Consider the following 23,378-nt stretch of genomic DNA (forward strand, 5'->3'; position numbering starts at 1 on the left):
ATGAGAAGTATGAAGTTAACTAGTCGCTAGGAGTCGAAGCTGGATCAACTAAGAAAACCTGAGACGACTGTTCAGCGACGTATGAACTGGAATACTTCGATTGAGATAAAGGAAACACGGAGCGCTATGCGAACCGATGTTGACTTATCGTAAATGAGAAGTATGAAGTTAACTAGTCGCTAGGAGTCGAAGCTGGATCAACTAAGAAAACCTGAGACGACTGTTCAGCGACGTATGAACTGGAATACTTCGATTGAGATAAAGGAAACACGGAGCGCTATGCGAACCGATGTTGACTTATCGTAAATGAGAAGTATGAAGTTAACTAGTCGCTAGGAGTCGAAGCTGGATCAACTAAGAAAACCTGAGACGACTGTTCAGCGACGTATTGAAACGACCCTCCTTTTAAACCCTTCCTTAATAAAGAAAGCTTTGGGGAAACAAAAAAAGCAATCCTCTCATCACTCAGATGAAACAGGAATGCTTTCCGCTCTTTTCTCTTTTAATTCAAAGTAAACATCTAAAATTCTGCTTCCAATATATTTGTTAACTGCCCCATCGTCTGCATATGGAACAACTACTGCATAAGCAATTTCAGGATTTTCAAAAGGCGCATAGCCAATCATCGTAGCATTAACACTTTCAATTAAATCGCCACTAGTGTTTCTAATATAATAACCATCTAATTTATCTCGAACAAATACTTCGGCCGTTCCTGTCTTAGCTGCCGAATCATACTGTTTTCCTTTAAAATAGTAATTTGCTGTGCCCTGTTTTCCATTGACAACTAACCAAAATCCATGCTGGACGCGCTTAATATATTCTTCATCCATTTCTATCTTGTTTAAGACTGTTGGCGTTGTTTGGTGCACAATTTTTTCGAATGCATCATTTGCACCTGATTCTTTAATTTCTTTCACTAAATATGGTTTTAAGCGATATCCACCATTTGCAATCGTGGAGACATACTGCGCCATTTGTAACGGCGTATACGTATCATATTGCCCTATTGCGAAATCGACTAGCTTTGTAACATTTGTAACAGGTCCTTCATAACCAGTAGCCTCCATCGGTAGATCTATTCCTGTTTTTATTCCTAAGCCAAACTGATGGAATTGCTTTCTCATCGTATTATACGCTTCTGCATTACTAACCTTTTGAACATTCGTATTAATATTATAGTCGGCAATTCTCATTGCAATTTCATACATATACACATTAGATGACATCTCTAAGGCAGAAAAATCATTAATAAGACCCATGTTCTTCCATGATTTTTTTGGTGTTCCATCTGGGAATTTAATTGGTGCATCATAAATTTTTTCTCCTGCACGAACTACACCTGTTTCAAATCCCGTTAAGAGGGTAGCTCCTTTGACTGTTGAACCCATTTCAAACGCTTTTGTAATTGTTCCTAATGCCACATCTTGAAAGTTATTTCCGTCGTATACTCTTCCAGCTAACGCAAGGATTTCACCTGTTTGAGGATTCATCATTACAACGTAACCGGAGTCCATGAACTTATTTTTATCATAGGCCATACCTTTGGTAAGTTCTTCGTCTAACACTTGTTCCACAGCTAGTTGAAGATCAATATCCAATGTTAAAACTAAATCTAACCCTCGTTTACCTTGTATCGTTTCTTTTTTCTCTAATATTTTCCCAGACTTATCAATAACAAATATTTCTTTACCCTTTTGACCTCTTAATACGTCTTCATAATGTTCTTCTAGAAAACTTACTCCGACATAATCATTTCGTGCATAGCCACGAACTTCATAATATTGCAGTTCTTCTTGAGGGATTTCTTTTACTTTTCCAAAGAATGACTTTAATACTTGATTACCATAAGGGTAACTTCTTGTGCCCTCTGAGTTCATTTCAATATCAATACCCGGTAGCTCTTCTAAGTGTTCTGAAACCCTAGCTACTTCATGATAAGGAACGTTGTTTTTTATCGGTTGTGGTGCATATGCATACCCGAAATCAAGTTCTCGTTTAATAGCAATTAATTTCAACTCATCACTTGTTATTTCCTGTAAGTCTTCTTCAGTAATTCTTTCAATTATTGTTTTATATACTTCATCGTTTTTTAATTGGCTTTTTTCTTCTTCCGTTATTTTTGCAATTGCTTTTTCTTCTCTAGTAAGAATCCAATAGTCTTGTTTGTCTCTTTTCGTCACTCGATTGATTTGATAATCCCATACATCAATATACTTAATTAACTTTTGAGCTAATTCAAGTGTATCGTATTGATTCACTCGGTCACTCATCTTTGTATACGTAATCGTATATGATGGATCATTATCTACAAGTAACTTCCCATTACGATCATACATTTTCCCACGTGGCACTGCATTCTCAACGATAACTTCTCCTGAGCGTTCTACTTGTTGTAAGAATTGTTCACCTTGAACAATTTGAATTACACCTAATCGTAATATTAAAAATGAAAAGAACAAAAAAACAAGCAAAAACAATATATTTAAACGATATGGCAGTACTACCTTCTTTTTTTTCTTTTTATCAACCATTTCGCTTCTTCCTCTCTCCAATAGGAAAGACACCTTTTGTAAGGTGCCTATTTCTCTTTCTTATATTATTTCATCTTCACATAATCCTGTCAAAAAGAAGTTAAGTAGTCGTTGAGCCATTTTCCCCTTCAGCTAAATTGTGACTAGACGTAGTATGTTCATTCTTTTCATTTTTAAGATTAATCTTTCGAACACTGAAGTAAATAAGTAAGTGCCCTGGCCCAAGGATTACTAATAAAATAGGGATACTTATTTTTTCATTAAAGAAAACAACCGCTATTAGAAATAAGATAATCGAAACAATTCTACCTGCATTTAAAAATAATTCTCTAACAACAATGTATTCGATTCTCATCTCTGCAGCATTCCAACTCTTCCCAATTACATCGTATGTAAGTGAGATATATGGTACATACAAGAATGGATATGCCAATGACATAACAATTGCGTAAGTAATTAGCAACGGATAAGAGAGCTTAAAAATTAGTAAAGTGATTGCGATATATAAAACAAGCCCACCAACAAAAATTGACCGTTTACGAAATCTTGGTTTAATTAACCTTGTAGCTAAATAGTATGATAAAAATGCTACACCTGATTGAATTAAACCAAAAGTACCTAAAGCAAGTTCACTATTTGTCGTAATAAATACCCAAACTACGATGACAAATACAAATGTTCCTTCTCTGTATCCTTGAAAAAAATGAGCATTACATATACTTTTCCAATTGTAGTTATGATGTCGCTCCTTAACAATCGCCCGAAAAGAGAAGGTCCCTTTTGCCGCTCTTCTCTTTAAAAAGAATGTTAAAATAACTGCTCCTGAAAATAATGCTAGAGAAATTGTAAATATCGTTGTATATCCAGTAAACTTCTCCATCTTTGAAATAATAAACCCTGCACTTATCGGTCCAATCATTCCGGCAAATGAAGTCAAAAGACCTAAAAAGCCATTAAAAAAATCGCGCGTTTCAGGTTCCGTTATTTCAAAAGTTAAAACATTAAACGCGAGCCAGTAAAAGCCGAATCCAATTCCTAGTAGACCACCTAATAAAAGTAAATAAGTACTCGTTTGCTCTCCTAATGCTAGTACTGTTATGAAAAAGATAGATAAAAATATCACACCTAGTCGCAAAACAATTACTCGATCAATATGTTTTGCCCATCGGCCAGCGACGAGAAATGTTAATGGTTGCATGATTACAACTGCTAAATTGTATAAACCTATATCCTTAAATTCGCCGGATTGCTTCCATAAATATACGTTTACAAAAGTATTCGATAAAGCAATGCTTAGTGAATACAAACCACCGATTAGGAGAAGTAAGATTAAGTCGCGATTAACTTCGACGTTCCCAATGACTTTTTTTAAAACCTTCATAGCTTCCGTCTCCCCTTTTCTATTCCGTATTGTGCCACATCTTTTTAATGTTATTCTAGGGGAGAAATAGAAAAGGCCAGTATGCATAATGCATAACTGGCCTAAAAAAATATTATTTTGCTTGAGCGTAAAGTTTAGAAACTTCATCCCAATTAACGACATTCCAGAAAGCAGCAATGTAATCTGGACGACGGTTTTGGTAATTTAAGTAGTAAGCATGTTCCCAAACATCTAAACCTAAGATAGCAGTTTTACCTTCCATAACAGGGTTATCTTGGTTTGGAGTGCTTGTTACTTCTAGCTCTCCATTATTAACAACTAACCAAGCCCAACCTGATCCAAAACGAGTAGCTGCAGCTTTTGCAAATTCCTCTTTAAAGCTGTCAAGGCTACCGAACTTGCTATTGATCGCTTCCGCTAGTTCTCCAGTAGGTTCCCCACCACCATTTGGTCCAATTACTGTCCAAAATAGGCTGTGGTTCATGTGTCCACCACCATTGTTTCGTACTGCAGTACGAATGCTTTCAGGTACAGCTGATAAGTTATTAGCTAATAACTCTTCTAAGCTTTTTCCAGAAAGTTCATCATGCCCCTCAAGTGCAGCATTTAAGTTTGTTACATAAGCGTTATGGTGTTTACCATGATGGATTTCCATTGTTTGAGCATCGATATGAGGCTCTAAAGCGTCTTTTGCATAAGATAATGCAGGTAATTCAAATTTAGCCATAATTAAAAATCCTCCTTTAAATTTATATGTATATTTGAGGTTCTTCCTCTTTTGTAAAAAAGCAATGGTAAAATTGCCTCTTTAATGTAAGATTAACAAACTTTATCTTTTTGTTCAATTAAGATGATTGACAATAGGCAAAGAAAAAAGTTGATCGAATTGATCAACTTTAATTAGATAAGGCATTCTTATCGTAACTTAAAATTTGGTTTAACAAATTATTGTTTTTTTCTTTATATTCATCAATTGATTCAATAGGTTTATATGATGCAAAGTAGTCAATCATATATTCATTGATGCTCATGTAATAATGAATTTCGTCTTTCATGTAGTTACTTATAGTATGTGTTATATCTTTATGATCTTGAAAATCGAATATTTTTACATTTTTATACTTTGATAATAATTTGTAAGTTTCTTCTTTAAACATCAACCTATGTGTAATATTTTCATTATTTTTATTGTAAATTCTCACTTGGACTGAAATAGCGTAAGGAGCATAATAAAAAATAAATTCAACATCTTGGTTATTCTCAACTAATTTAATTATATTTTTTTCAAAGTTACTTAGCATTGTATCAACTGAATATATATCACTAACTTGTTTATTCGTTTTTATTGGCTTCGATGGTTTTATTTTTTCCTTAGTCAATGGTGCAATATTTTCACCAAATTTATATAACATTTCTCTATCTCTGTTAGAATTATCATCACTAATATTTGCAATTATAGTGTTGGTAAATTCTTCTAGAGGATATAGTGTTAATAAATATTTATAATCATTCAAAAAGTTATAATCATATAAATGAAATGGAAATTCATTAAAAGTCTCAATAACATCATCATATTCTCTTTGAAATGCAAAAGGGTTAAGTTCCCAGATTACCTTTGTTACTTCTTCCTTTTGTAAAGCCAAGTTAGCTGCTAAATATTGTTCGTAAGCAGTTGAACCCGGGATCGATGCGTTAAGTGATTTAACATTTAACTTTTCATCGACATAGCTTTCCACAAAGTTCCTTCCCATTGATGAACCTAAAATAATAGTATCAAAAGAAGTGTTTCTTATAAAGCCTGGTAATTGAAACCTAGCATTAGTTGAATATTGCTGTTCATAAAGCTTTGTAAATCTATATACAGACAATGGATCAATTATATAAATGAAGCTAGCGTAAAACAGAAAAAAAACGATAATGCTTATTAAATATTTCTTTAAGAAAACTTTGTAGTTCATCTTTAGCTACACTCCAAATTATTAAAAATTAAAGTAAAGAAATTCACTCACTTTAGTTAATGACATTATTGCTATCGCTGTTGTAATGGCTAACCAAATGCTTTCTTTTGTTGTACCTTTGAAATTGTTCATTCTTTCAAATGAATTTTTTGTAGAAACAACCACCAGTAAAAATACAGCTGTATAAAGAAAAGCTTCTGTAGGTTCTATTAAACCTTTTAAGAAAAATGTAGTTCCAATATCTACATTAATAGTTGTGATCTTCTCAAAAACCGTTATATAAATCTCCGGCAAACTAAATCCATTAAGACCAATCATTGCTGTAAGGACTCGTTCGGCATCTGCCCAACTATTAGCTCTGAAAAATACCCAAGCAATATTCACAAAATTAAATGTGATAAACCAAGCGATGTATTTATTCATCGTATAACCAAATCGTTTCCATATGCGGTGAATTACTGTTGCTAACCCATGTAAGAAACCCCAAAATACAAATGTCCAGCCAGCACCATGCCACAACCCACTTATTAAAAATATTGTTAATATATTTACATAAGTCCTTAATTCACCTTGACGATTTCCACCTAGAGGAATATACAAATATTTAGTTAAAAATCTACCTAAAGTCATGTGCCACCTTCTCCAAAAATCTTGTATATCCAGTGATTTATATGGAGAGTTAAAATTTAATGGCAGTCTAATATTAAACAAAAGGGCAGCCCCAATCGCCATGTCACAATAACCGCTAAAATCAAAATATAATTGCATAGTATACGATAAAGAGGTTAACCATCCTTCAAAGAAAGTTAAAGTATATGGTTCATCAAAACCCTTTGTTGCCCATACTGCAAAAGAATCAGCTATAACAACTTTTTTAAACAAACCTATAAAAAAGATAAACATGCCTAATGAAATATTCCTAAGATCAATTTTCTTATTTTCTTTTGTTTCAAATTGAGGCATCATCTCTTTATGATGGACAATTGGACCAGCTATAAGTTGTGGAAAAAAAGTAACAAACAATGAGTAGTCTAAAAAGTTATAACCGTCATATTCACGACGATAACTATCAACTAGATAAGCGATTTGTTGGAATGTAAAAAAACTTATAGCTAACGGCAATACTAGGTGAAGTAAGTTGTAATCATTTTCAAATAATGTATTAATATTAGCGATGAAAAAATCAGCATATTTAAAATATCCTAATAAAAATACATTTATCAATATCCCAAAAGTCAATAATAGTTTATTTCGTTTAATATTTCCATTTACTAGTAAGGTACCTACAATAAAGTTAAAAATTAATGAACCTACTATCAGAGGTAAATAAGCAACATTCCACCAACTATAAAAAAAGAGAGAGCATGTAACGAGCCATACCTTGGAATATATTGAATTACTTAATTTATTTAATAAAAAGTAGACAATAAAAACAATCGGTAAAAAGACAAAAATAAACTCATATGAATTAAATAACATTCTGTTCCTCCATTCTATTTGATATTTAATCACACTTTAAATGTCCTGTCCATGCCTACTCGTACTACTATTTTTGAGGGTGAACAAACCATTTTAATTTATACTTAAGAGGTGAAATAAAACAAAAAAACCTTCCCAAAAACGGAAAGGTTGTATGTATAATTTTGGTTGCGGGGGCAGGATTTGAACCTACGACCTTCGGGTTATGAGCCCGACGAGCTACCGAACTGCTCCACCCCGCGGTAATAGTATTTAGTTTTAATTTATGAAAATTTCCTAAAAACGTGAATATGTATGGCGGAGGAAGAGGGATTCGAACCCCCGCGGGCTTTAACACCCCTGTCGGTTTTCAAGACCGATCCCTTCAGCCGGACTTGGGTATTCCTCCGTCATAATATGGTGGACCCTGCAGGACTCGAACCTGCGACCGATCGGTTATGAGCCGATAGCTCTAACCAGCTGAGCTAAGGGTCCTTAAGATATGGGGCGAATGATGGGAATCGAACCCACGAATGTCGGAACCACAATCCGATGCGTTAACCACTTCGCCACACCCGCCATCTTATTAAGGATATTCAATTTAATTATGGTAGCGGCGGAGGGAGTCGAACCCACGACCTCACGGGTATGAACCGTACGCTCTAGCCAGCTGAGCTACACCGCCATAATGGCTCCACAGGTAGGACTCGAACCTACGACCGATCGGTTAACAGCCGATAGCTCTACCACTGAGCTACTGTGGAAAAACAATATAAGGTTTTTAACGACAAGTGTTAATATATCAAAGATGCACTATTTTGTCAACACTTATTTTAACTTTATTTTTCATCTCCAGTTGATGGGGACAGAAAATAATATAACATGAACGATCGCTCCTAGCAATAGTTTTTTATAAAAATTAATATTATTCACTATCTACTTTATGGTACTCTAAATTGGTAAAATTGAATTTTGGAGGTGCGTTTTCCATGATTAATATTAAAATGCTTATTAAAAGCATTTATTCTCCTAGCTCCATTTATAAAACCAGGTTCCTTTCCATAGGCAAGGCAATCATTCAAGTATTTATCTTGGCTTTCATCTTTAACGTCTCACTTTATTTGCATTCAACAATAGCAGTCTTCGATTTATTGGATAGCTTAGAAGTTCATAAGGAAAGTTTTTCTTCTGTATTTGTTATCAATGAGGAAATCCAAGCTAAAGAATCAATTGTCACTAATAATACGAATGTAATAGTAGTAAGAAAAGAAAATTCCCTTGAAATGAATGAATATGCTGACAAAGATGTATTAGCCTTCCTAAATGACAAACTTTATATCAATGCTGCAAGTAAAGAAATTATTATTCCATATACTATGTTAGGTGAAGGTGACATAGTCGAAACTATACTTCAACAACAATCCTTAATTTACTTGGGTGGTTTGTTAATTTTTACTGGGAGTTATTTATTCCAAGTCACACTCTTCTTTTTTGGCGTTTCTCTTCTTGCTGCGATTAGTATGTATAATAAGAATCGTGCAAAAATTCCTTATCGCGTGACATGGCGTATAGCTGCATTTGCAATTACAAACACTGTCCTACTTTTTTCTTTAATTAACCTTTTACAAATGGCATTGCCACCTTTCATTTCTTTTTTAATTTTGTTACTAAGTAATTTAATGGTCTATTTATCATTTCGGAAATAAATATTCAACATAAGTAATTTTTATTCTCCTTTCTAGTTCTTTTTTTTATGGACAAGCATATGATTTATTAACTGTGCTTTATTTGAAGGGAGAATTATTATGTTAAAACGTTTTTTAATTTTTTTAACCGTTTGCGGAATTGTCTATTCATGTTACTTTGATTGGAAGGTCGGTACATTACCTGCTAGAGCAAGTGACGATGCAGTCCCAGTACATGCTGATAATATAAGCGAAATACCTTCTGTTGAAGTTACTGTATTGAATGGTGACACTGTACTTTCCATAGTCGAAAAGTTAAACGACGGAACCCTTCCAACTTCAATGTCTCAAGTTATTAATGATTTTGAGTCTCTGAATCCAAATGTAAAAGCTCACGTTATTAAATCTGGCAGTAAATATTTATTTCCAATATATAAGAAAGTTGAATAATAATTCTTGCTAAAGGAACGAACCGGTTGATAAAATAAGGCTATGAATTTTTTTAAGGAGCGATTGTCCATGAAAGAAATCGTACACCGTACGAAAACAAGACCGGTTAAAGTTGGAGATTTAACTATTGGTGGTAATGATCAAGTTATCATCCAAAGTATGACAACTACAAAAACACACGATGTTGAAGCAACTGTAGCTGAGATTAAGCGTTTAGAAGAAGCTGGGTGCCAAGTTGTACGTGTTGCATGTCCAGATGAACGTGCTGCAAATGCTATCGCAGATATAAAAAAGCAAATAAACATTCCATTGGTTGTAGATATTCATTTTGACTACAAACTTGCTTTAAAGGCAATTGAAGGTGGAGCAGATAAGATTCGTATTAATCCCGGGAATATTGGGAGAAGAGAAAAAGTTGAAGCTGTAGTAAATGCAGCAAAAGAAAAAGGAATCCCTATTCGCATTGGTGTAAATGCTGGATCCTTAGAAAAGAGAATTTTGGATAAGTACGGTTACCCAACTGCTGATGGAATGGTTGAAAGTGCCTTACATCATATTAAAATTTTAGAGGACCTTGATTTTCACGATATTATCGTGTCTATGAAAGCTTCAGACGTAAATTTAGCTATTGAAGCATATACAAAGGCAGCACAAGCATTTTCTTACCCATTACACTTAGGGATTACAGAATCTGGCACACTATTTGCTGGTACAGTTAAAAGTGCGGCTGGATTAGGAGCTATCTTAAGCAAAGGGATTGGAAACACTGTAAGAATCTCTTTAAGTGCAGATCCAGTTGAGGAAGTAAAAGTTGCTCGCGAATTATTAAAGTCATTTGGCTTAATCTCAAATGCCGCAACATTAATCTCATGTCCAACATGTGGACGAATTGAGATTGACTTAATGTCAATCGCTAATGAAGTAGAAGAATATATCGCACATATCAAAGCGCCGATAAAAGTAGCCGTATTAGGTTGTGCTGTGAATGGACCTGGAGAAGCTCGTGAAGCTGATATCGGGATAGCTGGCGCACGTGGCGAAGGTTTATTATTCCGTAAAGGTGAAATAGTACGAAAAGTACCAGAAGCTATTATGGTCGAAGAATTAAAAAAAGAAATAGACAAAATTGCTGAAGAATACTTTGCTAGTCAAAAAAACAAATAAAAAATACTACAAAAAAGGAAGCAGCACCAAATCTGCTTCCTTTTTTTGTTATATAAACGGCGAAATTAACAATCTTGTCACAATGGAAAGAATACCTAAACCAATGGACCATGCTCCTAGCGCCGCTGCTCCTCTTCTTCTTGCGATAAATCCGATGATTATCCCTGCAGCTCCTAAAATGATTGGAGCCATAAATAGGGAAAGGATTGAAAGTACTAATGCTAATATCCCCATACCTCTACCACCGACTGCTTCATCATCACCTGTTTCAACTGCCTTCTCAGTCAATGGACGCTCTTCTTCGGGGTTTTGTAGTACTGGGCGATTATAAGCGACTGGAGATGGTGCAATTTCTGTAGCCATTTCCTCGTCAAGTTCATTAATACTATCTCTTTCGTCGATTCCAATATCTTGTCTTAATCGTCGTTCCTCGTTGTTCAAGCGAATCACTCACCTTCCGATTTTGAGGAGCATTATTATCATTAACGAAACTGACGGTTCATATGTTCATTAAACATTGCTAATACTGGAAATAAGCTCTATTTTAATTAATATGATACAATTTGATAAAAGAAAGGAATGACTAAAAATGAAGAGAGTAAAATTTGGGTTTGATATCGATGGAACAGTTACATGTCCTACATCATATATCCCCTATTTAAATAAATCATTCGATAGGAACTTATCGCTAGATGATATTAAAGAATACTCATTACTTCCCCTCTTAAACATAACAGAAGAAGAGTTTTGGAAATGGATGGATGAGCATGAGGAAACAATTTGCAGGCAATCTCCAGTTGCTAAATATTTTGAAATAATATTCCCTGAGTGGAGTAATAAACATGAATTCATCTTTGTAAGCGCTCGAAGAAAATATTTATTAGAAGCAACTCACGAATGGTTAGAAAAACATAATGTACCTTATTCCCACGTCGAATTAATTGGTAAACATGATAAAGTAAGTGCTATTAAAAATCTTAAATGTGATATTTTCTTTGAGGATAAGCACGATAATGCCTGTGACATTGCTGAAGAATGCGGCATCCCGGTTATTTTATTTGATACTCCATACAATCGAGATCCAATTCCGGAAAATGTCATAAGGGTAAACAACTGGCTAGAGGCTAAAGAATGGGTTAATAATTGGTTAGATAAGAAGGCAAAAGAGACACAATAATTGTGTCTCTTTCTTTAATGCTTTGGTTTAAATGTATGGCAACATGTTTCAGCACTATGTTCCGCTTCATCTTCATGTGCAGTTGAACTAGATAAATTACCACTATCATCCATACTGACATGGTTATTTGCATGCTCATCTATTTCAACAAGGATTGAATCTGCCTGACAATTGTTCCCTTCACCCCAAAAGGCGCAGTTGGCAACATTACATTTTACGATTGGCATTAGTAATCTCCTCCTCATCATTACTTTTAGCAATTTAGAGGAAGAGTAACCCTGTTAAGATTTGCTATTATGTTGACACTCTTTGCAATATCCATAAATTTCAAACTTATGATCCACAATTTCAAAATCATCACTATTTAACGTAATTGATGTCATCGGACACTCATCAACATGTTTTGTCTTGTTGCAACTTAGACATATTAAATGATGATGGTGCTTAGACCCGGAGCATGTGAGACGAAATTTCTTCTCCCCTTCAAGATCAGTTGATTCAAGAATATTAAGTGTTGTAAAAAGTGCTAAGTTTCTATAAATCGTATCATAACTTAGTCCAGGGATATTCATTTTCAGTAATTCCATTACTTCTTTTGCAGACATGTAGCGTTTATTTTCCGCAAATAAATTAAGGATGAATTCACGTTTATCAGTTAATTTAAAACCATTATTTTTCAATTGTTCTAAAGCATATTCAACGTTCATTCGAATCCCCTCTTTATTTCTTTTTTCTTTTACTCCACAAAATTGACCCTAGTAATATTAATACTGCGATTACTACAATTGTTCCACCTGGTGATATAGACAAGTGGTAAGCAGAGATAAGTCCACCTATAACCGCAATCTCTCCAAAGATAATGGAAAATAGTATGGATTGTTTAAAACCATTAGCAATTCTAATACTTGCCGCTACAGGTAATGTCATTAATGATGATACAAGTAAAATCCCTACAATTCTCATGGAGGAAGAAATTACTAACGCAACAATTACAATAAACAAGAAATGAATTGTTTTTGCTTTAACACCCGAAACTTTCGCTTGCTCTTCATCAAAAGATAAAAATACTAATTCTTTATAAAGTAAAATGATAATTATTACTACAAATAATGTAATACAAGATATTACATACACATCTAAGCGACTAACGGCATTGACACTTCCAAATAAATAATTCATTAGTTCAGAATTAAAGCCGTCTGATAAAGAAATAAAAATAACACTTAAACCTATACCACCAGACATTAAAATTGGTATTGCCAATTCCTGATAAAACTTATAAATAGACCTTAATTTTTCGATTAATACAGATCCGACTACAGAAAAGGCCATTCCAAAGTAAAGGGGAAGTGATTGCATCCCTTGCAAAGGGAAAAAGGTTTTCTGCAAAAGCATCCCCCCCGCAATTCCTGCTAACGTTATATGTGATAATGCATCTGCGATTAAGGAAAGTCGTCTTACAACAATAAAAGTCCCGATTAATGGTGCTAAAAAGCCTATTAAGATTCCGACTATAAAGGCATTTTGTAAAAAATCATATGTGAAAAATGCTGAAATCATTTTGTTATTCCTCCATGCTCATGATCATGAGTAATTACTTTTACATCGTGCCCGTAAAAGGAGGATAAATTAGATTTCTCATATTCCTTATATGCCTCTCGGTCTCCGTGAAAATGTAATGTTTTATTAATACAAGCTACATTAGTAACTTTTTCTGAAATTACACCTACATCATGTGATACTAATAGTAATGTAATACCTTTATTACGATTAAGATTTGTAAGAAGTTTATAAAATGATTGAACATGCTGATTGTCTACACCAACAGTAGGTTCATCTAATATTAATAATTCCGGATCACTTACTAAAGCTCGAGCAATAAAAACCCTTTGCTGTTGCCCACCAGAAAGTTCTCCAATATTTCTTTTTTTAAATGCACTCATGCCCACAGTTTCTATTGCTTCATCAATTAACTTTTTATCTTTACTGCTTTGAAAAGAGAATAAGCCTTTTTTCCCTACTAGCCCCATTGCTACTACTTCAAATACTGTAGCAGGGAATCCACTGTTAAAACTGTTTGCTTTTTGTGATACGTACCCTATCTTTTGCCATTGTTTAAACTTATCCTGATTTTCTCCAAATAGAAGAACAGTCCCTTTATCAGGCTTAATTAATCCGAGGATAATTTTTATTAACGTTGATTTCCCAGAGCCGTTAGGTCCCACTAATCCTAAGAAATCCCCTCTATTAATAGTTAAAGAAACATCTTCGATAACATTTCGGTCATCATACCGATAAGTCACATTAGATATTTCTAATACTTTTGTTGATTGATCCATACTTTCATTCCTCCGCTTGGAAACGATTCTAAGTTTCCGCTCGTTCAATTAATCCTAACTATACATAATAACAAAAAAAATGTAAAACAGAAAAACTCTTATCACATGATAAGAGTTAGTTTGAGCTATAAGCTACGTATTTTTGTTTGTTAGCCCCATTTTGTATCTTAACAGCGTAAGAGCTTTTTGCATGTCCATACTGTTGTATATATGCTTCTAAACCATAAATTCCTCGGTTATAAGCAGTTAGTGCCTTATCCCAGTTTCCGTACCTATTTTGCAGGAAGTCTAGATACACGATCGCTAGTTGAATCGAATAATAAGGGTCAAAAAGCATTTCGTGTTTGTATGGTAAATCAGCCATTCCAGCAATCCAAGGTGCAGTATTTTTCATAAATTGCGTCATCCCATAAGCATGACCATATTTTGTTTCTGGACCTACTAAATGTGGATCAAAAGTATTTCCAGATTCAATTTTTATTAATTCATAAACAATGTATGGATCCATGTCATATCTTTTGGCTTCCTGAGCTAAGAATAGCCCCCAGCTCTTCTTAAATTCTCCATCACTTTCTTCATAAAAATGTTCCGAAAGCTTTTGACTTTTTAACCAGTCTTTATAGCCATTTAATGGCTCCGAAGCTTCTGTTGCATTTTCTTCCAAGTAATTTTGCATTAGTGACATATCACGTTCTACAATTAACATCTCTTGATAATTTTTGAAAATTTCGTTTTCACTAGTTAAATAATCAACTTGTTCTTTTGCTACATATAATTGTTTCTCTGTTTTATTTAAGTTAATTTGTTGCACTGATATGACAACTAGTAAAGAAAAAATTACAGCTAATAAAGCTAACTTTAAGCCCCATTGCTTCATATTTTCAATTAGCATAATTTATTTGCACTCCTCTAAAAACCTTAACTATATTTGCACCGTTGCCTATGTTAGATGAATAACAGTCCAAGTGCAAACATGGTATTTCGGCATATTCATCGGAATTTAAGCAAAAGCAATAGTGTATTGCTTCAATACAATGCTTTATCTTTCCCGATTGCCCCATTGTTCCCAATCCCTCCCTTTTTTATACTAATTAAGATGAAAAATCCAGTATTTTCAAACCTTTCTCCCACAAAAAGGAAAAACCACCTAGATAATTAATCTAGGTGGTCCTAAATATTTTAATGAATAGAAGACTTAAATTTTGCTCCACGTGTTTCTTGTGTATTCATAATAGTAATAAAAGCATTTGGGTCTATATCATAAACGATATTTTTTAACTTTGTTACTTCAAGTCTTGTAACAACAGCATATATAACTTCTTTTTCAGCGTCTGTATATCCGCCTTTTCCTTTTAACTTCGTTGTTCCACGCCCTAATCGGTCCAATATGTCCTGAGATACTTCTTCATAATAATCCGATACGATAAGAACAGCTTTTGTTTCATCTAACCCTTGAATGACAGTATCAATTGTTTTAAAGGCAATATAATACGTCATTACAGAATACATCGCTTCTTCTACCCCAAACACAAATGCTGCCGTCCCAAAGATGAAAATGTTCATAAACATAACAAGTTCACCTACTGAAAACGGAAGTCTTTTCGTAAGTAGAATACTTAAAATTTCTGTACCATCTAATGATCCACCATGGCGAATAACAATACCAACACCCGTTCCTAATACTAACCCACCAAAAACAGTAGCCAATATTGGTTGATCGACAAACGGACTAAAATGATGTAATTGACTTTCAATAATTGCTAAACAAACAATCGCAAATAAGGATGAAAAGGCAAACGTCTTCCCAATTTGTTTATAACCTGAATACATAAATGGTAAATTAATAAAGACGACTAAAGTACCAAAATTAATGAATGTTATCGATTCAGGTGTAATATAATCTAAAATTAATGAAATACCAATGATACCACCATCAATAATATTGTTTGGCATTAAAAACAACTCAATACTTACAGCAGCTAAAAGAGAACCTAGCACAATCATAAATAGTCGGTAAATTAAATGAAAGGTACTCTCTTTTTTATGTTCTTTTTTCTTTTTTCTTACCATAGGCCCATCTCCGTTCATTCTTTTTACTATAATATTCTTTGCAAACTAATAGATACCTTAAGGGCACTCTTTATTTCCTAGTGAATAACCTGTAATAACGAATTTTTGTTTCAAGGAGGTATTCATTTGGTAAACCCCATCATGCAAAAACTAATAAATCATCAAATCCAAAATGCTACTTTAGAACAATTACTAAAATACGCAAGTAAATATAACGTTTCATTAACGAAACAAGAAGCACAAGTAATTGTAGATGTTTTACGAAAAAATAACATTGATATTTTCGATACCAATAAAAGGTTGAAAATTCTAAAGGAAATTGCTCGTAAAGTAAATCCTACGGTTGCAAAAAAAATGAACAACATTTTAGAACAATTAATTAATTAAACTGTTAGCAATGTTTCCTGTAACTTTTCATTAAATGATTTTTCCTTCAACATTTCAATCTCAAGTTTATATGGAGCTTTTTTATTATTTTTGTCCTCCCCTACAAACGGTGTTTCAAGAATCTTCGGAATATCTTGCAATTGTGGATGATGAACAATATAGTTTAGTGCATCAAAACCAATGTGACCAAAGCCAATGTTCTCATGACGGTCTTTTCTAGCACCTTTAATATTTTTACTGTCGTTTATATGCAATACTTTTAAGCGGTCTAAGCCAATAAGTTTATCAAACTCATTTAAGACACCATCAAAGTCATTTACAATATCATAGCCAGCATCATGTGTATGGCAAGTATCAAAACAAACAGAGATTTTTTCATTATATTTTACGCCATCAATGATCTTTGCAAGTTCTTCAAAAGAGCGACCACATTCGCTGCCTTTACCAGCCATTGTCTCTAAAGCAATTTGAACTTGTTGCTCTTTTGTGACTACTTCATTTAACCCTTCAATAATTTGCTTAATCCCAGCATCAGCACCAGCTGTAACATGAGCACCAGGATGAAGAACAATCTGCTTCGCAACTTGTAATGCTTCTGTACGTTCAATTTCTGCTCGCAGGAAGTTTACACCTAATTCGTACGTTTCTGGCTTTATCGAATTCCCAATGTTAATAATATACGGGGCATGTACAACGATTTCATTAATGCCATTAGCCTTCATATGCGCAATACCGTTTTCAATATTTAATTCCTCAATAGGCTTTCTTCGCGTATTTTGAGGAGCTCCTGTATAAATCATAAATGTATTAGCACCATAAGAAACAGCTTCTTCACTGGAACCTAATAACATTTTCTTTCCACTCATAGATACGTGTGAACCTAACTTTAACATAAACCTACACTCCCTTATCATTATCCATCTAATCTTAACATCGAATCGGAAGCTAGAAAAGTCGGAGCAATCGGTTACCGGCGTAAAACCTTACAACATTTTGCACATTAGACTAAAAATATAAAAACAGCCTTTCACTTTGAAAGGCTGTTTCTTCGTTTATCTTTGTTTATTTCTACGACCCATTTGTTCAGCTTGTTTTTTAAGCTTCTTTTTATAACCAGGTTTTACTTTATGTTGTGATTTTAATTTACTAAAGGTTTTTTGGTTTTCATCAGCTTTCTTAACACGCTTTCTTCTAAGAGGAGCCAATTCGATAAACTCGTTATTTTTAATATCTTTATGGGCAAAATTAATTCCTTTAGAAGTAAGCCTTGCTAATGCATCCTCGTCCGAAATTTCATATAGTGTTATAGCAATACCTTCAGCCCCAGCTCTTCCAGTTCGACCAGAACGGTGAATGTAAAAATCTAAATCCTCAGGTAGTTCATAGTTAATGATATGGGAAACACCTTTAATGTCTATTCCACGAGCAGCAATATCAGTAGCAACTAAGTATTGCATTTTTACATCTAAGACATCTTTCATCACCTTGTTACGTTGTCTCGGTGTTAAACTTCCATGTAATCTTCCAACGTTAATGCCTCGCTCTTGTAACGCATTTGCCACTTCATCTGCTTGTTTTTTTGTGTTTGTAAAAACGATAGCAAAATATGGATTAATTGATTTCGTCACGCGCTCAAGCAAGTCTATTTTTTCTCTATGACGAACAGGAATGATAACATGTTCAATTTTAGGTTTAGTTGCTTGTTCTCCTTTAGCTTCAATAAACTTAGGATTTTGCATATATTTTTTCAAAAACGGTTGTAGCTTTTCAGGTATTGTTGCAGAGAAGACAAGCATTTGCACGTCTTCTTTCATTCTTGATGCTAATTGATCGACTTCATTAATGAATCCCATATCTAACATAACATCAGCTTCATCAACTACTAATGTTGAAGCTTTAAATATTGAAAGAGCTTGCTCTTTTACAACGATGTCCATTAATCGTCCAGGAGTAGCTACTACAATATGCGGAGGTACAGCAAGTTTACCAATTGTACGACTACGATCTGTTCCGCCAACAATACATCTTGCTTCAATTTTCTCACCTTCTGGAGCATGAGCTGTTAACTTTAAAATTTCAGCATAAATTTGTTTCGCTAACTCTCTAGTTGGTGCTGTAATTACAGCTTGTACTTCTGCAATAGTTGGGTCGATATTATTAACGATTGGTAATAAATACGCTAACGTCTTACCTGTTCCAGTTTGCGACTTACCGATAGCGTCAGTTCCATTCATAATCGAAGGAATTAAGCGTTCTTGTATTTCTGTCGGCAATTTAAAACCTTGCTCCATAATTGATTCAATAATAAATGGCTTAAGGTTAAAGCGTTCAAAATTTGATTGTTTCATTTATATGATCCCTGACCTTTCTTTGGGTATAAACCCATTGTTATACTAATGCGACACGGGCTTTTATATGAGCGCATAATTTAATAAATAGAAAAAAGCAAAATTTCTCGAAAGGAGTGATAATCTTGTTCCAAAATCAGTCCCACCCTTATTTTCCACCTAGCCATATTCCCAGTTTTCCTCTAAACCAAATGAGAAATCCATTTCCTCAAGGTCAGATCCCAATGAGAGGACATTTCCCTGGACAATTTCCTACTACTGCAGCCACAAGAGGTCCATTCGCTGGTGGTGCTAGAGGTGGTGGATTTCTATCTAACCTCTTAAAAGGCGGATTGCCTGGAGGTGCGCCTGGTGCTGGTGGTGGCCTTACGAATATTCAAGGTATGTTAAACAATGTTCAAGGAGCTCTAAAAGTAGCACAAACTGTCGGACCAATGGTTCAGCAATACGGGCCTATAGTAAAAAATATACCTGCATTATTTACCGTATTCAAACAATTGAACAGTGCAGAGAATACTTCGGATAAAAACAAAAGTAAATCTCCAAAAAGGAGCAATCCTAAAAACAGTTCACAAAAAGGTAAATCAAAAGTTAATTCTGTAGATGTAACTGACACAGAAAAAAAATCTATTAAGAAACATTCTGGGTATCGAACAAAAGAATCTACACCAAAGCTATATTTTTAATAACTGTTACTTTCATTGTTTTCTTTTTCCTTCTCTATTATAATTAACACCATACCATATTTTTAGTTTTTTAGTTAATTCTTTTTGGGGGGTATTAGATGAAAGTAGTAAAAATTGCCCCACGGGGATATTGTTACGGTGTAGTTGATGCAATGGTTTTAGCGCGACAAGCTGCTAAAAACCCAGATTTACCAAGGCCTATATACATTTTAGGTATGATTGTGCATAACGCTCATGTAACGGAAGCATTTGAAGAAGATGGAATAATTACCTTAGACGGTTCTAGCCGAGTAGAGCTTCTGAAAAAGATTGATAAGGGAACGGTAATTTTCACTGCTCACGGAGTTTCACCTGAAGTTCGCAGGATAGCTAAAGAAAAAGGCCTATCCGTTGTTGATGCAACTTGTCCGGATGTTACTAAAACACACGACCTAATCCGAGACAAAGAAGAAGAGGGCTACCATGTTGTTTACATCGGAAAAAAGGGACACCCTGAGCCTGAAGGTGCAATAGGAATTGCCCCTCATATCGTTCATCTCATTCAAACACCAGAAGAAGTAGCAGAATTAGACATTCCTTCTGAAAAAATACTTGTTACGAACCAAACAACGATGAGTCAGTGGGATGTAGCCCACATTATTGATAAAGTTAAAGAGAAATACCCACATGCAGAAGTGCATAATGAAATTTGTTTAGCAACACAAGTTCGCCAAGAAGCAGTAGCAACTCAAGCGGTCGATGCTGACTTAACAATTGTTGTGGGTGATCCACGAAGTAACAATTCAAACCGTTTGGCGCAAGTTTCTTCTGATATCGCAGGAAGACCAGCATACCGAATATCAGATATTAGTGAATTGAACCTTGAGTGGCTTAAAGGTGTCGAAACGGTGGCTGTAACGGCCGGTGCATCTACACCTACTCCAATTACAAAAGAAGTAATTGCATTCCTAGAAAAATATGATCCTAAAGATGAAAGCACTTGGAAACTTGAAAGAAAAGTAGCATTAAATAAAATTTTACCTAAAGTAAAAGAGAAATTAAATTAAATAAAAAAAATTTTTTCGTATTATGTTTTCGGTATTTGACCGCAAAACAAGCTTTGAAAACAGCAAAAAAGGAGTTTGGATATATCCAAGCTCCTTTTTATTATTTTTGATTCCATCATTCATGCATAAGCGTTAATTAGTTATTTACAATTTTAATTTCTTTTATCGGATAATAAACAACATTGGTGGTCCCTATTACTTTTTCCATTGGTATCGCTCCAATATCACGGCTGTCTTTGCTATACTTTCTGTTATCTCCCATCACAAACAAAGAGTCTTTAGGCACAGTATAACTACCTACTGCTGTTTCCTTTAAAGTGAAGGATTCTGTTAATGTTCCATCAATAATTTTTTTCTTATATTCTTCTAAGTAAGGCTCGTTATATGCCTTACCATTTATATATAAAACATCATTTTTATACTCAATTCTGTCACCTGGGAGTCCGATTACACGTTTTATGTAATCCCTACCGTCTGGTGCTTGAAACACAACTATATCAAATCTTTGGGGTTTACTAATTTTGGTTACAATCATACGGTCATCTTCCTGGAGGGTAGGACTCATTGATTCACCGTCAACAACTATGGGGGTAAAGAAAAAAGTGCGAATAATAAAAGCTAAAACAATTGCAATCATTATGGATTTAGCCCATTCAAACGATTTGCTTCTCTTCTTAGTCATTACTTATCCTCCCTTAAAATTTCACCAAACTATATCCTTATTTTACCACAAGTGTTTTAATGGTTATTATTTTCCTTCAACTAATCTGCCTTCGTTAGCTTAATAAAACCTTTCATACATTCTTCAATTATTATTCCAATTTACTATTATTTTTTTAGTAAAGTTCGCTTCATTGATTTCTACAACTGATATAGGTGTATACATTGCATCATCACCTTGATTTAATGGAACTAATTTAACATCAATAATAAGTAAACTTTCACTTTCACTAATTTTAGTGATTTTAAGATCGTGACAAATACAACCTTTATAGCCACCAGAAATGACTACAATTGTTTTACTTTCTGTTCTTATTTATTTTGTCCATTTTTCTTTGTTTTCAAGGGGCAGCTCACTTCTTAAAGAATACCACCAATCATATTCCCTGGATCTCTTTTCTATATCTTCATAAATTAATATATTCTCGTTTTCAATTTGAACACTTTCATCTTTTAAAAAATTTTCAACTAGTAAAAAAATATCTGGTTCTGAATAATAATAGTCACCATCCATAATTCCAAGTGATAACCGTAATGTTTCAAACGTAAAGGTCAGCTCATCATTTTCAAAAAATGCCACTTTATAAAGGCCTTTCCCTTGATTTTGGGACTTATCAGGACTGAATTGTACATCCTTAATAGCATAAAGAAAACCTTCAATACTTTCTTTGTCAGTAACATTTAATCTGTCACCTGATATCTGATCAATAATTAAAACTCTGTTAATATTATTAAAATCTCCAATATAAAAGTCAGCAATTGTTCTTAGGGAGGATTTTTCAATTTCAGAAGCACATCCTGCTGATAACAAAAGAAATAAGAGTATATACAAGTAATTCTTCAATAAAACACCTCATTAAGATATATCTTTTGGGTTTTCTTTTGGCGTTTCCATATTTAACCACTCTACATTCGTTAGTTGAAGAAGAGATGCGATGCCTTATTGATACATCGTCCCCCCTTTTACTTGAAGAAGGTCGTTTCTAGGTTAATCCCTAAATAACAAAAAGACCTATTACCATTTCATTTCTTCATCAGCGTCTTCCTGTTTAGAAAAACCAAGTCTATAAAATATTTTCCCGCTTCTTAATAAATAAAATCCGAAAATTAAACTAATAGTTGTTGTAACGAAATGTTGAACTATAAACTTCATTTGATTACTAGAGTCTATGACATTTACAGATGAAACAAATAAGACATTGGATAAGATCTGAAACGCTTTTGGAATGGCATAAATTATTAATGTCAACCCTGCAAGTTTCATAAATAGTACAAACAGCACACCAATTTCATTTGTGCTTTTTTCATTTGAATCGCGAAATGCCAATTTTACGATAGCTTCACCGTTACTCAGCAAGTAAATTCCAATTATAAATGTCAAAATGGGGTATACCACTTGAAAAATGAGAGAAAAACGAAAATAGCTTAAATCATTTCCTGGCATCATATTTGGCTGATTATAAACAGAATAAAATTGAAAAAGTACAGGAAAAATCAGAGTTAAACTCCAAATGATAGCAAGCACACCAATAATTTTTAAACCTGCGTAAAATAATGTTTTCGGCTGAAACACTATATAACCCCCTTTTTTTATTTAACTCTACTGCATTCATTAATTCATGATTTTTTCTCGATTTCCCCAATAAAATAAGCTTTACTCCTTCATAAAGCAGTGCAAACCCGCTAGTTTAAGTTACATTAGTTCACAAAGACTCTTTATAAGAAAAAAGCAAACGTCTCATTATTAACAAGACGTCCTCTGTAATGAAATAACCCTTAAGCAATTTAATAATGTATTGATTAAGACCATGATGGCTGTTTGTATTACTTTTAGGAAGAAGTAAAATGTTGGGTTTGAGGTCTCTTATTCTTCAAATTATAAACTGTGATTGTTGGACTGAAAATGTATAAGATTACCGTTCCCCAACCGACATAAATAGAGACAGTATGTATTAGTTCGATAGGAATTGTAATA

The 23,378-nt window shown here is 34.0% G+C and carries 24 protein-coding genes and 6 tRNA genes; 7 read left to right on the plus strand and 23 right to left on the minus strand.

Annotated elements, in window-relative coordinates; translation table 11 throughout:
• Positions 1–461 precede the first annotated feature (461 nt).
• The 11 genes from CIB95_RS04815 to CIB95_RS04865 all read right to left on the minus strand — a co-directional run bounded on the left by CIB95_RS04815 (position 462) and on the right by CIB95_RS04865 (position 8,095).
• Positions 462–2,534 (minus strand): peptidoglycan D,D-transpeptidase FtsI family protein, encoded by a 2,073-nt coding sequence (locus tag CIB95_RS04815; protein WP_094922648.1) that lies wholly within the window; start codon positions 2,532–2,534, stop codon positions 462–464.
• 100 nt (positions 2,535–2,634) lie between these two features.
• Entirely contained in the window at positions 2,635–3,915 is a 1,281-nt protein-coding gene (locus tag CIB95_RS04820; protein WP_094922651.1) for an MFS transporter, read from the minus strand.
• Between the two features lie 112 nt (positions 3,916–4,027).
• A complete protein-coding gene (locus CIB95_RS04825) occupies positions 4,028–4,642 on the minus strand; it encodes a superoxide dismutase (RefSeq protein WP_094922653.1) in 615 nt (204 codons plus the stop codon).
• 169 nt (positions 4,643–4,811) lie between these two features.
• Positions 4,812–5,873, minus strand: coding sequence for a hypothetical protein (locus CIB95_RS04830; RefSeq protein ID WP_094922656.1), 1,062 nt, complete (start codon positions 5,871–5,873; stop codon positions 4,812–4,814).
• A 21-nt stretch (positions 5,874–5,894) separates the two neighbouring features.
• Positions 5,895–7,352 carry an MBOAT family O-acyltransferase gene (locus CIB95_RS04835; RefSeq protein ID WP_094922659.1) on the minus strand — a complete coding sequence of 486 codons (1,458 nt, stop codon included), beginning with the start codon at positions 7,350–7,352 and terminating at the stop codon, positions 5,895–5,897.
• Between the two features lie 165 nt (positions 7,353–7,517).
• Positions 7,518–7,594, minus strand: a tRNA-Met gene (locus tag CIB95_RS04840).
• A gap of 53 nt (positions 7,595–7,647) precedes the next feature.
• A tRNA-Ser gene (locus tag CIB95_RS04845) sits at positions 7,648–7,740 on the minus strand.
• Between the two features lie 9 nt (positions 7,741–7,749).
• Positions 7,750–7,826: transfer RNA gene (locus CIB95_RS04850), tRNA-Ile, on the minus strand.
• Positions 7,827–7,834: 8 nt separating this feature from the next.
• A tRNA-His gene (locus tag CIB95_RS04855) sits at positions 7,835–7,910 on the minus strand.
• Between the two features lie 29 nt (positions 7,911–7,939).
• Positions 7,940–8,016, minus strand: a tRNA-Met gene (locus tag CIB95_RS04860).
• A gap of 4 nt (positions 8,017–8,020) precedes the next feature.
• Positions 8,021–8,095: transfer RNA gene (locus CIB95_RS04865), tRNA-Asn, on the minus strand.
• A gap of 225 nt (positions 8,096–8,320) precedes the next feature.
• Here CIB95_RS04865 and CIB95_RS04870 point away from each other — a divergent pair.
• The 3 genes from CIB95_RS04870 to ispG all read left to right on the plus strand — a co-directional run bounded on the left by CIB95_RS04870 (position 8,321) and on the right by ispG (position 10,630).
• Complete coding sequence (locus CIB95_RS04870) at positions 8,321–9,037, plus strand: DUF1189 family protein (RefSeq protein ID WP_094922662.1); 717 nt, start codon at positions 8,321–8,323, stop codon at positions 9,035–9,037.
• 99 nt (positions 9,038–9,136) lie between these two features.
• Positions 9,137–9,466: a hypothetical protein gene (locus CIB95_RS04875; RefSeq protein WP_094922665.1), complete on the plus strand. Its 330-nt coding sequence runs from the start codon at positions 9,137–9,139 to the stop codon at positions 9,464–9,466.
• A 78-nt stretch (positions 9,467–9,544) separates the two neighbouring features.
• The gene (gene ispG / locus CIB95_RS04880) at positions 9,545–10,630 is read left to right on the plus strand and encodes a flavodoxin-dependent (E)-4-hydroxy-3-methylbut-2-enyl-diphosphate synthase (RefSeq protein ID WP_198949166.1); all 1,086 of its coding nucleotides are present in this window, start codon (positions 9,545–9,547) and stop codon (positions 10,628–10,630) included.
• A 48-nt stretch (positions 10,631–10,678) separates the two neighbouring features.
• On the opposite strand, the gene CIB95_RS16410 is transcribed toward ispG, so the two are convergent.
• A complete protein-coding gene (locus CIB95_RS16410) occupies positions 10,679–11,071 on the minus strand; it encodes a hypothetical protein (RefSeq protein ID WP_094922670.1) in 393 nt (130 codons plus the stop codon).
• A gap of 148 nt (positions 11,072–11,219) precedes the next feature.
• Between CIB95_RS16410 and CIB95_RS04890 the strand changes: the two genes are divergently transcribed.
• Positions 11,220–11,807 carry a hypothetical protein gene (locus tag CIB95_RS04890; protein WP_094922673.1) on the plus strand — a complete coding sequence of 196 codons (588 nt, stop codon included), beginning with the start codon at positions 11,220–11,222 and terminating at the stop codon, positions 11,805–11,807.
• Positions 11,808–11,821: 14 nt separating this feature from the next.
• Here CIB95_RS04890 and CIB95_RS04895 read toward each other — a convergent pair whose 3' ends face one another.
• From CIB95_RS04895 to CIB95_RS04920, 6 genes are all read right to left on the minus strand, one after another.
• Positions 11,822–12,034 (minus strand): DUF1540 domain-containing protein, encoded by a 213-nt coding sequence (locus CIB95_RS04895; RefSeq protein WP_094922676.1) that lies wholly within the window; start codon positions 12,032–12,034, stop codon positions 11,822–11,824.
• A gap of 54 nt (positions 12,035–12,088) precedes the next feature.
• On the minus strand, positions 12,089–12,514 hold the full coding sequence (locus CIB95_RS04900) for a Fur family transcriptional regulator (protein ID WP_094922679.1): 426 nt from the start codon (positions 12,512–12,514) through the stop codon (positions 12,089–12,091).
• A gap of 13 nt (positions 12,515–12,527) precedes the next feature.
• Positions 12,528–13,367: a metal ABC transporter permease gene (locus CIB95_RS04905; protein WP_094922682.1), complete on the minus strand. Its 840-nt coding sequence runs from the start codon at positions 13,365–13,367 to the stop codon at positions 12,528–12,530.
• The gene (locus CIB95_RS04910) at positions 13,364–14,146 is read right to left on the minus strand and encodes a metal ABC transporter ATP-binding protein (RefSeq protein WP_094922685.1); all 783 of its coding nucleotides are present in this window, start codon (positions 14,144–14,146) and stop codon (positions 13,364–13,366) included. Before CIB95_RS04910 ends, CIB95_RS04905 begins: the two co-directional genes overlap by 4 nt.
• Positions 14,147–14,261: 115 nt before the next feature.
• A complete protein-coding gene (locus CIB95_RS04915) occupies positions 14,262–15,038 on the minus strand; it encodes a lytic transglycosylase domain-containing protein (RefSeq protein ID WP_233143913.1) in 777 nt (258 codons plus the stop codon).
• 287 nt (positions 15,039–15,325) lie between these two features.
• Complete coding sequence (locus CIB95_RS04920; RefSeq protein WP_094922688.1) at positions 15,326–16,216, minus strand: YitT family protein; 891 nt, start codon at positions 16,214–16,216, stop codon at positions 15,326–15,328.
• A 126-nt stretch (positions 16,217–16,342) separates the two neighbouring features.
• Here CIB95_RS04920 and CIB95_RS04925 point away from each other — a divergent pair, with 126 nt between their 5' ends.
• The gene (locus CIB95_RS04925; RefSeq protein ID WP_094922691.1) at positions 16,343–16,603 is read left to right on the plus strand and encodes a DUF2624 family protein; all 261 of its coding nucleotides are present in this window, start codon (positions 16,343–16,345) and stop codon (positions 16,601–16,603) included.
• Here CIB95_RS04925 and CIB95_RS04930 read toward each other — a convergent pair.
• Together CIB95_RS04930 and CIB95_RS04935 are read right to left on the minus strand one after the other, a co-directional pair.
• Positions 16,600–17,496: a deoxyribonuclease IV gene (locus tag CIB95_RS04930; protein ID WP_094922693.1), complete on the minus strand. Its 897-nt coding sequence runs from the start codon at positions 17,494–17,496 to the stop codon at positions 16,600–16,602. The two genes, CIB95_RS04925 and CIB95_RS04930, sit on opposite strands and share 4 nt — an antisense overlap.
• Before the next feature lie 159 nt (positions 17,497–17,655).
• The gene (locus CIB95_RS04935) at positions 17,656–18,951 is read right to left on the minus strand and encodes a DEAD/DEAH box helicase (protein ID WP_094922696.1); all 1,296 of its coding nucleotides are present in this window, start codon (positions 18,949–18,951) and stop codon (positions 17,656–17,658) included.
• A gap of 224 nt (positions 18,952–19,175) precedes the next feature.
• On the opposite strand from CIB95_RS04935, the gene vrrA reads away from it, so the two are divergent.
• Entirely contained in the window at positions 19,176–19,637 is a 462-nt protein-coding gene (vrrA, locus tag CIB95_RS04940) for a VrrA/YqfQ family protein (RefSeq protein ID WP_158217564.1), read from the plus strand.
• A gap of 98 nt (positions 19,638–19,735) precedes the next feature.
• Positions 19,736–20,683, plus strand: coding sequence for a 4-hydroxy-3-methylbut-2-enyl diphosphate reductase (locus tag CIB95_RS04945; protein ID WP_094922702.1), 948 nt, complete (start codon positions 19,736–19,738; stop codon positions 20,681–20,683).
• Positions 20,684–20,819: 136 nt separating this feature from the next.
• On the opposite strand, the gene lepB is transcribed toward CIB95_RS04945, so the two are convergent.
• From lepB to CIB95_RS04960, 3 genes are all read right to left on the minus strand, one after another.
• Positions 20,820–21,365, minus strand: a complete 546-nt coding sequence (lepB, locus tag CIB95_RS04950) for a signal peptidase I (protein WP_094922704.1) — start codon at positions 21,363–21,365, stop codon at positions 20,820–20,822.
• 354 nt (positions 21,366–21,719) lie between these two features.
• On the minus strand, positions 21,720–22,247 hold the full coding sequence (locus CIB95_RS04955) for a hypothetical protein (protein WP_094922707.1): 528 nt from the start codon (positions 22,245–22,247) through the stop codon (positions 21,720–21,722).
• A 171-nt stretch (positions 22,248–22,418) separates the two neighbouring features.
• Positions 22,419–22,976: a hypothetical protein gene (locus CIB95_RS04960; protein ID WP_094922710.1), complete on the minus strand. Its 558-nt coding sequence runs from the start codon at positions 22,974–22,976 to the stop codon at positions 22,419–22,421.
• Positions 22,977–23,378: the final 402 nt, after the last annotated feature.

Origin of the sequence: Lottiidibacillus patelloidae, from assembly GCF_002262935.1 — a bacterium.
GTDB classification, from domain to species: domain Bacteria; phylum Bacillota; class Bacilli; order Bacillales; family SA5d-4; genus Lottiidibacillus; species Lottiidibacillus patelloidae.